The following is a 12,044-nucleotide window of genomic DNA, read 5'->3' as shown; positions in this document are numbered from 1 at the left end:
CATGGCTGCTTTCAAAGAAACGAAATTCCCGGCAGACGCTCCCGTCGCCGAAAAAGCGCTGGGCTGGGTCGATGACCGCTTTCCCCTGACCAAGCTGTGGAACGATCAATGGGGCAAATACTACGCCCCGAAAAACTTCAACTTCTGGTACATCTTCGGTTCGCTGGCCATGCTGGTGCTGGTACTGCAGATCGTCACCGGCATCTTCCTGACCATGCACTACAAACCGGATGCGGCCCTGGCCTTCAATTCCGTCGAGTACATCATGCGCGAAGTGCCGTGGGGCTGGCTGGTGCGCTACATGCACTCGACGGGCGCCTCGGCCTTCTTCATCATCGTCTACCTGCACATGACGCGCGGCCTGCTGTACGGCTCGTACCGCAAGCCACGTGAACTGATCTGGCTGTTCGGTTTCGCCATCTTCCTGTGCCTGATGGCCGAAGCGTTCTTCGGCTACCTGTTGCCATGGGGCCAGATGTCGTACTGGGGCGCACAAGTGATCGTCAACCTGTTTGGCGCCATCCCGCTGATCGGCCCTGACCTGTCGCTGTGGATCCGCGGCGACTACGTCGTCTCCGACGCAACCCTGAACCGCTTCTTCGCCTTCCACGTGATCGCCATCCCGCTGGTACTGCTGGGCCTGGTTGCAGCGCACTTGATCGCCCTGCATGAAGTCGGTTCGAGCAATCCGGACGGCATCGAAGTGAAGGAAAACCTGGGCGCCGACGGCCACCCGGTCGATTCGATTCCTTCGCACCCGTACTACACCGTGCACGATTTGTTCGGCGTCTCGATCTTCCTCGTCATTTTCAGCGCCGTCGTCTTCTTCGCGCCGGAAATGGGCGGTTATTTCCTGGAATACAACAATTTCCTGCCAGGCGATTCGCTGAAGACCCCGCTGCACATCGCGCCAACCTGGTACTTCACGCCGTTCTACTCGGTGCTGCGCGCCACCACGGCCGACTTCATGTACGTGCTGATGGGTGTCGTGGCTGCCTACGTGGTGTTCATCTGGCTCAAGTCGCGCCTGTCGACGACGGTCAAGTCTGCCATCGCCGGCATCGCCATCGTCGCCATCATCGGCATGCTGCCGCAGGTGCTGGACGCGAAATTCTGGGGCGTGGTGTTCTTCGGCGGTTCCGTCGTGATCCTGGCCTTCCTGCCATGGCTCGACCATTCCCCGGTGAAATCGATCCGCTACCGTCCGAACTGGCACAAATATGTGTACGCCATCTTCGGCCTGTCGTTCCTGATCCTCGGCTACCTCGGGACCCAGGCGCCAACGGATACGAAGACCATCGTGTCGCAAGTGTGCACCCTGATTTACTTCAGCTTCTTCCTGTTGATGCCATGGTGGAGTGCAATGGGCAAGTTCAAGACCGTGCCGTCGCGTGTGACGTTTCACCCGCACTAAGCCGCTCTCACGCCACGCTCAAAGGACATACATCATATGAAGATTGCAAAAAAACTGCTCGCCATCCTGGCCTTCGTGCCCGCCATGGCTCTCGCCAGCGAAGGCGGCTTTCCGCTGGACAAGGCTCCTGACCGCCAGACCAACATGGCAGCGCTGCAACATGGCGCCAAATTGTTCGTCAATTATTGCCTGAATTGCCACGCCGCCGTGTCGATGCGCTACAACCGCCTGCGCGACCTGGGCTTGACGGAAGACCAGATCAAGCAGAATCTGTTGTTCTCCGGCGATAAAGTCGGCGACTTGATGACGACGAGCCTGGCACCGCAGGACGCCAAGGCCTTCTTTGGCGTCGTACCGCCGGATTTGTCGGTAATTTCGCGCGCGAAATCATCTTCCGCTGGCACAGGCGGCGACTACCTGTATACTTACCTGCGTACGTTCTATAAAGACGACACTCGTCCGACCGGCTGGAACAACATGGTCGTGCCGAATGTTGCCATGCCGCATGTATTATGGGAATTGCAAGGTGTCCAGTCTGCCAAGTTCGTGGAAGAGAATGATCCGCACGAAGCTGGCAAGAAGATCCACAAATTTGCCGGCTTCGAGCAGGTCAAGCCAGGTACGTTGAACAAGATCGAGTATGACAATGCGGTAGCCGACCTGGTCGGCTACATGGAGTGGATGGCCGAACCGGCACAGCAAACACGCAAGCGCCTGGGCGTGTGGGTGCTGCTGTTCCTGTCGGTCTTTGCTCTGCTGGCATGGCGCCTTAACGCGTCGTTCTGGAAGGAAGTCAAATAAGTGAGGCGCCGGCCATAGGCCGGTTTATGCCTGTTTCTGCGTTGTCCGCATGAGTGGACAAGCGACCTGGGGTGAGCCGTTCGCGGCTTCACCCCCTTTGTTTCTAAGGAACTATAAAAAATGATGGTTCTCTATTCGGGTACAACCTGCCCATTTTCGCAACGCTGCCGCCTGGTCCTGTTTGAAAAAGGCATGGACTTCGAAGTGCGCGACGTCGACCTGTTCAACAAACCGGAAGACATTTCGACCATGAATCCGTATGGCCAGGTGCCTATCCTGGTCGAACGCGAACTGATCCTGTATGAATCGAACATCATCAACGAGTACATCGATGAGCGCTTCCCGCATCCGCAACTGATGCCGGCCGATCCGCTGATGCGCGCCCGCGCGCGCCTGATGCTGTTCAATTTCGAAAAAGAACTGTTCGTGCACGTGCACGTGCTGGAAAGCGAACGCGCCAAGAGCAACGACAAGGCCCACGACAAGGCACGCGCGGAAATCCGCGACCGCCTGACGACCCTGGCGCCGCTGTTCCTGAAAAACAAGTACATGCTGGGCGACGAATTCTCGATGCTCGACGTGGCTGTCGCGCCGCTGCTGTGGCGCCTGGACCACTACGGCATCGAACTGTCGAAGACGGCCGCACCGCTGATGAAATACGCCGAACGCATCTTCTCGCGTCCTGCGTACATCGAAGCGCTGACCCCTTCCGAAAAGGTCATGCGCCGCTAAAGATAATCCCGGCAGGCCGCGCCTGCCGGGATATCTTGGGGCATATGTTAAAGTTGCTTTTTGCGCTGTCCCAGTCTTTTGAACTACCGGTGCGCTCGCCTCATGCTGACGGGGGCGCTCCCGCCTCACCGTGCCTACCATGTCTGAAATCTCAACCAAACCTTATATGCTGCGCGCCATCTACGAATGGTGCACCGACAGCGGCTACACGCCTTATCTCGCGGTCAAAGTCGATTCGCGCACCACGGTACCGATGGAATACGTGAAAAAGGGCGAAATCGTGCTCAACATCAGCTTCGGCGCCACCAGCGGCCTGAAGATGGACAACGACGCCATCCGCTTCCACGCCCGCTTTGGTGGCGTCTCGCGCGAAATCTACGTGCCGGTCGACAACGTGATGGCCATCTACGCCAACGAAAACGGCCAGGGCATGGCCTTCGAGCCCGTGCTGGGCAACGATGACCCGGACGCGCAACCGACGGACAGCCCGGCCTCCGCCGACGTCCCGCCGCCCGTGCTCGCCCCCGCCGCCAGCGGTCCCACCCTGTCGTCCGTGCCGACCAGCTCCCCCGAACAACGCGACAACGCCACGCCTGGCGACGACGAGCCACCAAAAAAAGGCGGCCGTCCGACCCTGACACGCATTAAATAGCGTATAATTCGCAACGCGCAGTTTTTGCCGACTTAGCTCATTTGGTAGAGCAGTTGATTTGTAATCATCAGGTGGCCAGTTCGAAACCGGCAGTCGGCACCAGAATTCAGCAGTAAATCAAAGGGTTACCCGCTTCGGCTGGTAGCCCTTTTTTCTTTTCCCACGCCCGCGGAAGCCATCCGGAACACTGGCACGCATCGTCATCCAGGCTGACGCATTGCTGCACCGCGCCATGACGTCCCGCACATTTAGGCGCAAGATGAGCACGTGCTTGCGCAAAGCAGGCTCCCGATGTCTGGCTTGCCTACCTGGGGAAATATCATGTCCGCACACACTTACAAGCTGATCGAACTGGTCGGCACGTCGACCGAGAGCAGCGATCAGGCGATACGCGATGCCATTGCCAAGGCGGCGCTGACGGTCAAGCACATGGACTGGTATGAAGTGACCGATTCGCGCGGCCATATCGTCGATGGCAAGGTGGCGCACTTCCAGGTCACGCTCAAGGTCGGCTTCCGGCTCGAATAAAGGGATCGAGTAAAGGGATCGAGTAAGGCAGGCGGCGCGCTCAGCGCCGCCCGGCCGTTCCCCGGCTCTCCAGCCACTCCCGGCCGCCGGCCTCCAGCGCGGTTTCGATGACCTTGTCCGGCAAGCTGTAGACGGTCGCCCAGCTGGCGCGGCCATCCTGCGTGTTGGCGGGAAAACTGTGCGTCTCGATCGGCCAGTGATATTTGCGTTTCAATGCCTTGACGATGGCGGCCAGCGAGACGCGGCCTTGCAGCGGTTCGGCGCCGGACTGGTCGCGATTCGACAGCAGCACGGCCAGGACCTGGCCGCGGCCCGTGCGCGCGCCGGGGAAGGTGGGGGTTTTGTTTGCCATGGCCTATTTTACCGGGCAATGATCGGACGAGAGGCGATGTGCCGCACCTTTGATACGGCGCAAGCGCCGCAGCGGCTTTGCGTCCACGATGGGCATTTCGCCAGGCGTGCCGGCGCCCCTCCGGCAGCCTGGGCCTATCATCATGGGGCACAGGAGCCTATCATGCACAGCCTGAACATCCACGCCATGCAATGGCAACCCGTCGCCGATATTTCCGCCGTCAATCCGCTGCTGCCCGACGATCTGGCCTGCTTTCGCGAGCTGCGCGACGTGCTGCAACGCTACGGCGCGCTCGACCGCTTCGGCATTTCCCTGATCCACCGCCATTTCGACATCGCCGACGACGAAGAGCTGATGGAGTACACGGATGCGGAAGCACGCATCTTGACGGTCAAACCTGTCAAGAAAAGCGACATCGACTGGAATCACACGACGATTACCAACTGGAAATTGACGGAAGGCGAGGAAGTGGCGCGCATCGGTTGCGGCTGCGCACGCAATTCGGGCGGCCACCTGGGCTATCACCGGGGCACCTGAGGCTGGCCGACGGCGCCCGCCAAGCGGCGTCGGCCTTTCTTACACTTCACTTCATCCAGCTCAGTCCGCTTTGCGCAAGCACTTGATTTCTTGTGATATTTTTGTGTGGCACGCAAGCTGCTTATCCCTGTCTACGAGATGAATCCAGGCAAGTCATTCTGGATTCTTTGTCCCCCGGATTTTCCGAGACTGACCACGACAAGAGGCTGCGATGAACGTTGATCACACACGAAGCAAGACCCTGGGCTGGCTGGGCGCACTGGCGGCGGCGAGCCTGCTGGCCAGCGGCCAGGCACAGGCCGGCGCGTACGGCCTGGCCGTCAATGAGTTGAACAATTTCCGCATCACCACCAGCGCCGGTGCGCTGTCGCTGGCCGGCGCCAACCGCAATGCCAGCGACAGCGCTTTTTTCGAAGGCGGCGTGGCCGTCAATCCGCGCGCCGTCAATACGGGCCCGGCCGCCAACGCCGACGTGCTGCAAGTGTGCTCGGGCGGCGGCTGCAGCGGCTTGCCGCAAAACCACTACGCGCCCAGCCCCAGTTCCACCCTGGAATTTGCCCGCGGCGATGCGCATGCCTTCGGCAACATGCTCAATGGCGGCGCCAGCGTGAGCGCCGTGGCGGAAGCACAGCGCAACACGATCGGCGCCGCCACGGCCACGGCCGGCGACACGCTGACCGGCTCCGTCAACCTGACCCTGTCGAGCGCCGGCTTCATCACCTTCAGCTTCATGGGACGGCGCGACCTGCGCACCAGCGTGACGACCATGGGCGACAAGTCGAACGTGTCGATCATGGATATCTTCAATATCTCGTGCAACAGTTCCAGCCCCGCCGGCTGCCTGTCGCACGCGAACGCCGATGGCGTGATCTTCCAGTTCGCGCCCGATGGCGATGCCAACAATGGCAGCGACATCAATGGCAACCATGGCGCCGGCAGCCTCGACCCGTTCAGCCTGAACATGACGGCCGGCACCAACGACCCCGCCACGGGGCGCGCCTTCACGAATGGCTTCGCGATGTTTTCCCTGACCTCGAATTTCGCCCTGCCGGCCGGCAGTTACACCCTGAATTTTTCCAAGTCCACGCGCACCGATATCGTCGTCATCGATCCGCCGCTTGCGGTACCGGAGCCGGGCACGCTGTTCCTGCTGGGCATGGGATTGGCGGCCCTGGCTTTTACGCGGCGCCGCCAGCCGTAATCATCCGCAGCATGAAAAACACGCGGCGCCCGCCAAGGCGCCGCGTTTTTCTATGCCGCTCAAGACGTTTTAACCGAGCCGTGCCAGCGCCTGGCGCGCCAGCTGCAATTGCTGCACATAGTAACGGTGCAGCATGGCCGGATCGCTCAAATCGCGCCCCAGTACCAGGCGCAGCTCGCTGGCGGGGCAGTCGCCGGCCTGGGTTTCTACTTGGGTTTGCACCTGCGTTCCCAACTGGCGCGCCAGCTGGCGCGCCGCCTGCTCCTGCGCGGGCCGGTACTCGACGCGCGTGCGCGCCACCTGGAAGCCGGTTTCATTGGCCAGGCGCACCACTTGCACGGGAGCGCCGGCCAAGCTGCGCGCCAGGGCGGCGGCCAGGCCAGGCACGCCGTTGCCATTCACAATTTCCAGGCGCGGGCGGGGCGAGACAGGAGCCGGCATGGACCGCCCGGCCGTGACAGCGGGCACGCTGCGCACGGCGGCCGGCACGCGCTGCAAGCGGGCCATGCCGTCGCCTTGCGTGATCTCGATGCGCGCCATGGCGGGCGCATCCGGCAGCGGCGCGGCCGCGGCCGCGGGCGCGCCCGGCGGCGGCGCCGCGTTGCGCAAGACGGCCATGTCGCTCCGTAAATCATGTTCCTGCAGGCTCTGCGCCTGGCGCCGCATGACGGCCGCGCGCGCGTGCTGTCCCAGCCGTTCGAGCACTTGCGCCAGGTGCTGCCAGGCCAGCGCATTGAGCGGATCGAGCAGACACGCCTGTTCCAGCGCAGTCAACGCTTGTGCATCGCGCCCGCGCAAATAGTAGGCGCGACCGAGATTGCTGAACAGATACGCCTGCCACGGCTGCGGCGCACCGGCCTCCTGCGTCAGGGCCAGCCATTGGGCGATCGCCGCATCGTGCTCGCCCCGCTGCGCGTACAGCACGGCCAGGCCGTTGCGCGCATTCACATGGCGCGGCGCGGCGCGCAAGGCTTGCGCATAGGCCGCTTGCGCGGCCGGCAAGTCGCCCCGCTCGAAATGCTGGCGCCCCGCCGCATAGGCGGCATCGGCGTCCGGCCACTGCGGCAGCGGCGCGTGGGCCGGCGGCGTGGTACAGGCGGCCAGGCCCAGGCAGGCACAGGCGGTGGCCAGGCGGGAAATCGTCAAGCGCATGGTAGCTCCTTTCAGCGGTTGGCCATGGCCGGCACGAGCACGCGATAGACTTCGATCACGGCCGGCCCCATGAGTACCAGCATGAGGGTGGGAAAGACGCAAAAGATCAGCGGGAACAGCAGTTTCAAGGCGATCTTCGCGGCCGCCTCCTCGGCCAGCAGGCTGCGCTTGCCGCGCAGATTTTCCGAGTGCACGCGCAGCGAGTCGCCCATGCTGGTGCCGAAGCGTTCCGACTGGATCAGCATGGCGACGAGGGTGTCGACATCTTCCACGCCGCTGCGCAAGGCCAGGTTGCGCAGCGCCTTTTCCTTGGAAAAGCCGGCGCGCATTTCCATCAGCACCAGCTGCAATTCCTGCGCCAGCACCACGCTTTTGATGTGGATTTCGCCCGACACCTTCACCAGCGCGCGCTCCAGGCTCAGGCCCGCTTCCACGCACACGGTCAGCAAGTCGAGCGCGTCGGGGATGTTTTCAAAGATGTCGCGCTGGCGCCGCTTGGCCGTGCTGGCCAGCACCAGGTTCGGCAGGTAATAGCCGACGGTGGCGCTGACGCACAGCAGCAACAGCAGCACGCTGCGCAGCTGCGCCGCCATGGCGCTGGCCGCATACAGCCCCAGTACGGTGGGAAACAGCAGGGCCAGCACGGTCTTGGCCGCAAAGTACAGGGCCGGCGCGCTGGCCTGGCGCCAGCCCGCGTTCATGAAGCGCGTGCGCAGTGGCGAGCGCTCCCAGCCCTCTTCCGGCAGCGACAGCTTGCTGAACGGCTGCGCCACGCGCGCCACGCGCTCCACCCAGCCCGTGTCGGCCACCGCCTCGCTGGCGGCCGGCGCCATGGAACCGAACAGGCGCTGGCGCAAGGCGCCGGGAAAGAAGATCAGCCACGCCAGCAAGGCCAGCGCCACCACCACGGCGAAAACGATCAACAGAAACAGCAGTTGCGGGCCAGTCATGGCATTTCCTCCGATTGATCGACTGACAAAACGTTCAGGGCTAGGCGTGTCGCCGAAGGCAGTACGACAGTACGACAAGGCGACGCAACAACGCCATGGACTTTTTTTCAGGCGATCTCTTAGATGCGGATGCGGATGACATTGCGCATCCAGACGACACCCAGCGCCACCATGCCGGCCGCGTACCACAGCAGCTTGATGCCGCTGGGATCCGTCCACAGCAGGCTGATGTATTGCGGGTTGACCAGCGCCATCACGCCGATCATCACCACCGGCATCAGCCCCAGCACCCAGGCCGACATGCGCCCCTCGGCCGACAGCACGCGCACCTGCCCCAGCAGCTTCAGACGGGCGCGGATGATGCGCGCGATGCTGACCAGCACTTCGGCCAGATTGCCGCCCGATTCGCGCTGCACCAGCACGGCGATGACGAGGTAGCGCAAGTCCGTCAGCGGGATGCGCGCGGCCAGGTTCTGCAGCGCCTCGTTCTTCGGCACGCCGTAATTGATCTCTTCGTGCGCCATCTTGAATTCGCCGCTGATCGGCTCATTGAGTTCATCGCCCACCATCTGCAGCACGTTCGAAAACGAGTGCCCGGCGCGCAGCGCGCGGGCCAGGAAATCGGCCGCTTCCGGCAATTGCGCCTCGATCTTTTTCAGCCGCGCCGCGCGCGCGCGCAGCACGACCATGCACGGCCCGCCGCCCGCCACGCCCAGCAGCAGCAAGGCGCCCGGCAGCGGCATGGGCCAGATGGCCAGCCACAGCAGTGCCAGCAGCAGCAAGCCGCCCGCGCCGCCCAGGAACTGCGCCACCGACCAGGACAAGCCCGATTGCAGCAGCAGGTGGTCGAGCTTTGCCGCCTGCGGCAGGCGCCGCAGCCAGCGTTCCAGACCCGGCGAGCGCGCATAGCGGCGCTGCTTGAGGATGGAAACCCGCTCGCCGCCGGCCTCGCCGCGCGCCGCCATCAGCCGCAAGCGCCGGTTGATGCGCCGCGCCGCGCTGCCGTGCGTGCCCGCCCACCACAGCCAGGCGCCTTCCACCATCAGGATGCAGGCGGCGAACAGCAGCACGGCAAAGCCGTAGAACACCAGGTCCATGATGCTTCCTTTATTCGTAGATGCGGTCCGGGTCGAATACCGTATCGGGCACCGGCGCGCCGAACATGCGCAGGCGTTCCGTGAAACGGGGCCGCACGCCGGTGGCGCAAAAGTGGCCCAGCACCTTGCCTGCGGCATCGACGCCCGTCTGCTCGAAGCGGAAGATTTCATGCATGGCGATGATGTCGCCCTCCATGCCCGTCACTTCCTGCAGGCTGACGAGCTTGCGCGCGCCATCCGTCAGGCGCGACACTTGCATCACCACCGTCACGGCCGAACAGATCTGCTGGCGCGTGGCGCGCGGCGTCAGGTTCACGCTGGCCATGCCGACCATGTTTTCCAGCCGCGCCAGCGCGTCGCGCGCCGTGTTCGAGTGGATGGTCGCCAGCGACCCTTCATGGCCCGTGTTCATCGCCTGCAGCATGTCGAGCGCCTCGGCGCCGCGCACCTCGCCCAGGATGATGCGGTCGGGCCGCATGCGCAGCGCATTGCGCACGAGCGCGCGCTGGCTCACTTCTCCCTTGCCCTCGATATTCGGCGGGCGCGTTTCCAGGCGCACCACGTGCGGCTGGCGCAGCGCCAGTTCGGCCGCATCCTCGATGGTGACGATGCGCTCGCTGCCGGGAATGAAGCCGGACAGCACGTTGAGCAGGGTCGTCTTGCCGCTGCCCGTGCCGCCCGAGATCAGGATGTTGACCTTGGCCTGCCCCAGCGCCTGCAGCACCTGCACCATGGGCGGCGTCAGGCTTTTATAGTCGAGCAGGTTAGCGATCGTCAACGGCTGCACGGCAAAGCGCCGGATCGACAGGATCGGGCCATCGACGGCCAGCGGCGGAATGATGGCGTTCACACGCGAGCCGTCCGGCAGGCGCGCGTCGACCATCGGGCTCGATTCGTCGACCCGCCGTCCCACGCGCGAGACGATTTTTTCGATGATCTTCATCAGGTGCGCATTGTCGTGGAAGGTCACGTCCGTCAACTGCAGCCGCCCGCCCCGCTCCACATACACCTTGTCGCAGGTGTTGACGAGGATATCGGACACGCTGGCATCGGCCAGCAACGGTTCCAGCGGGCCGAAGCCCAGCATCTCGTGCTGGATGTCGAGCACCAGGCTATGCCGCTCGTGCTGGTTCAGGACGATGCGCTCTTCCTCGATCACGCGCTGCACCAGCAGCGCCAGCTCGTGCTTGAACTGCTCGGCCGTCAGGCGTTTCAGGCGCTCCAGGTCGATACGGTCGAGTATCGTCTGGTGCATGGTCTTTTTCAGTTCCTGGTAGGCGTGCAGCGCCAGCGCCCCTTGTCCATTCGTGGCGGGGCGCACCGTTTCATTCGCCGCCAGGCGTTCGCGTAAAGTCATCTCGGCTCCCATGATGGCTCCCGGCGGGAGCCTTGACATCCATCCCCGTCCTAAGCCTCGCTGCGGCTGAACAGGCGGTCGAACAGGCCGCGGCTTTCCGTCACGCGGCGCGCCGTCACCAGTTCCACCAGTTCGGCCAGGCTGCGCGCCACGGCGCTGGTGCGCGACAGCTGCAGCAGCGGAATGCCCTGGTTGACGGAATCGGTGGCGGCGATGTAATCGTTGGGCACCGTGTGCACCACTTCCGCGCCCAGCGCCTGCTCCAGGTCCGCCAGGCGCAGGCGCCCGCCCTTTTCATAGCGGTTGACGATCAGGCGCAAGCGCTCGCCCGGATAGCCGAGCGAGCGGAAGATGTCGAGCAGGCGGCGCCCGTCGCGGATGTCGGGCAAGGCCAGCTGCAGCACCGGATAGATGGCGTCTGCGTTGTCGAGCGCGCGCAGCGACAGCGCATCGATCTGGCGTCCCACGTCGAGCACGATGTAATCGTAGTGCTGGCGCGCCACGGCCAGGATGCGGTCCATGTGCTCGGGCTGCATGTCGACCTTGTGCGCCGGGTCGTCGGCCGCCGCCAGCACGCCGAAGTTCGGCGTGATGTGCACCAGGCACGAGGCGAGAAAGGCGCCGTCCATGCGCGCGATCTGCGCGCAGATGTCGGACAGGGTCATGGCCGGCTTCTGGTCCGAGACATACAGGGTGGCGTCGCCGAACTGGCCGTGCAGGTCGATCAGCAGCACCTTGCAGCCGGCCAGGCTGGCCAGCGCATACGAAAAATTCGTCGACAGGAAGGTGGCGCCGCTGCCGCCCTTGCACGAGATGAAGGCGAGCACTTTGCCGTCGCGCATCTGTGTCACGCCGGCCTGGATATCGACCCGGTCCATCGCTTCGTGGAAGGCCTTGTGCACCAGCGGCAGCTGCAGCACTTCGCGCATGCCGGCGCGCATGGCGCGGATCAGCACATCCTGCTGCTGGCCGCGCGTGAGCAGCATCAGGACCGCCAGCGGATACTGGCGCGCCAGGCGCTCGAGCAGGTCGGCTTCGTCGGCATCGATGCCGCTGGCGTCGACGATCACCAGCTCGGGCGCTTCGGGCAGCATGCGCTCGACGGCGTCGCGCAAGCCGCTGCGCCGGTCCAGCAGCCGCAGCACGGGCATGCGGGCCGCGCCTTGCGCCGCGATTTCATCGTGCAGGCTGGCGTCGCGGGTAATCATCAAGGCTTTCATCCCCCCTCCTTCATTCATTCAAGGCACTACATTCGGCTGCGCCGACGCACT

The 12,044-nt window shown here is 63.8% G+C and carries 13 protein-coding genes and 1 tRNA gene; 8 read left to right on the top strand and 6 right to left on the bottom strand.

The features are described 5' to 3' along the window. Window position 1: 1 nt before the first annotated feature. The 6 genes from O3298_RS22055 (at window position 2) to O3298_RS22030 (ending at window position 4,127) form a co-directional block, all read left to right on the top strand. Window positions 2-1,414: a cytochrome bc complex cytochrome b subunit gene (locus O3298_RS22055; protein WP_099668284.1), complete on the top strand. Its 1,413-nt coding sequence runs from the start codon at window positions 2-4 to the stop codon at window positions 1,412-1,414. Between the two features lie 36 nt (window positions 1,415-1,450). After that, complete coding sequence (locus O3298_RS22050) at window positions 1,451-2,215, top strand: cytochrome c1 (RefSeq protein WP_099665814.1); 765 nt, start codon at window positions 1,451-1,453, stop codon at window positions 2,213-2,215. Window positions 2,216-2,335: 120 nt separating this feature from the next. Next, complete coding sequence (locus O3298_RS22045) at window positions 2,336-2,947, top strand: glutathione S-transferase N-terminal domain-containing protein (RefSeq protein ID WP_010394154.1); 612 nt, start codon at window positions 2,336-2,338, stop codon at window positions 2,945-2,947. A gap of 139 nt (window positions 2,948-3,086) precedes the next feature. Further along, window positions 3,087-3,599 carry a ClpXP protease specificity-enhancing factor gene (locus tag O3298_RS22040; protein WP_034783599.1) on the top strand — a complete coding sequence of 171 codons (513 nt, stop codon included), beginning with the start codon at window positions 3,087-3,089 and terminating at the stop codon, window positions 3,597-3,599. A 26-nt stretch (window positions 3,600-3,625) separates the two neighbouring features. Beyond that, window positions 3,626-3,701, top strand: a tRNA-Thr gene (locus tag O3298_RS22035). A gap of 219 nt (window positions 3,702-3,920) precedes the next feature. Then, window positions 3,921-4,127, top strand: a complete 207-nt coding sequence (locus O3298_RS22030; RefSeq protein ID WP_071325761.1) for a dodecin — start codon at window positions 3,921-3,923, stop codon at window positions 4,125-4,127. 40 nt (window positions 4,128-4,167) lie between these two features. Here O3298_RS22030 and O3298_RS22025 read toward each other — a convergent pair whose 3' ends face one another. Continuing rightward, entirely contained in the window at window positions 4,168-4,479 is a 312-nt protein-coding gene (locus O3298_RS22025) for a hypothetical protein (protein ID WP_289912455.1), read from the bottom strand. A 162-nt stretch (window positions 4,480-4,641) separates the two neighbouring features. Here O3298_RS22025 and O3298_RS22020 point away from each other — a divergent pair, with 162 nt between their 5' ends. Continuing rightward, entirely contained in the window at window positions 4,642-5,016 is a 375-nt protein-coding gene (locus O3298_RS22020) for a hypothetical protein (RefSeq protein ID WP_099665817.1), read from the top strand. 211 nt (window positions 5,017-5,227) lie between these two features. Then, the gene (locus O3298_RS22015; RefSeq protein WP_289912456.1) at window positions 5,228-6,217 is read left to right on the top strand and encodes a PEP-CTERM sorting domain-containing protein; all 990 of its coding nucleotides are present in this window, start codon (window positions 5,228-5,230) and stop codon (window positions 6,215-6,217) included. A 69-nt stretch (window positions 6,218-6,286) separates the two neighbouring features. On the opposite strand, the gene O3298_RS22010 is transcribed toward O3298_RS22015, so the two are convergent. The 5 genes from O3298_RS22010 to O3298_RS21990 all read right to left on the bottom strand — a co-directional run bounded on the left by O3298_RS22010 (window position 6,287) and on the right by O3298_RS21990 (window position 11,993). Further along, window positions 6,287-7,369, bottom strand: coding sequence for a tetratricopeptide repeat protein (locus O3298_RS22010; protein WP_289912458.1), 1,083 nt, complete (start codon window positions 7,367-7,369; stop codon window positions 6,287-6,289). 11 nt (window positions 7,370-7,380) lie between these two features. Next, window positions 7,381-8,319: a type II secretion system F family protein gene (locus tag O3298_RS22005; RefSeq protein WP_289899582.1), complete on the bottom strand. Its 939-nt coding sequence runs from the start codon at window positions 8,317-8,319 to the stop codon at window positions 7,381-7,383. 119 nt (window positions 8,320-8,438) lie between these two features. Beyond that, a complete protein-coding gene (locus O3298_RS22000) occupies window positions 8,439-9,416 on the bottom strand; it encodes a type II secretion system F family protein (protein WP_305060554.1) in 978 nt (325 codons plus the stop codon). A gap of 10 nt (window positions 9,417-9,426) precedes the next feature. Beyond that, window positions 9,427-10,773: a CpaF family protein gene (locus O3298_RS21995; protein ID WP_305060553.1), complete on the bottom strand. Its 1,347-nt coding sequence runs from the start codon at window positions 10,771-10,773 to the stop codon at window positions 9,427-9,429. Between the two features lie 50 nt (window positions 10,774-10,823). Further along, window positions 10,824-11,993 (bottom strand): AAA family ATPase, encoded by a 1,170-nt coding sequence (locus O3298_RS21990; RefSeq protein WP_077398652.1) that lies wholly within the window; start codon window positions 11,991-11,993, stop codon window positions 10,824-10,826. Window positions 11,994-12,044 lie beyond the last annotated feature (51 nt).

The organism is Janthinobacterium sp. SUN137 (genome assembly GCF_030587265.1).
In the GTDB taxonomy this organism is placed as follows: Bacteria; Pseudomonadota; Gammaproteobacteria; order Burkholderiales; family Burkholderiaceae_D; genus Janthinobacterium; species Janthinobacterium kumbetense.
The sequence above is the reverse complement of the archived record's forward strand: the minus strand, read 5'-3'. Positions and strand labels throughout refer to the sequence as shown.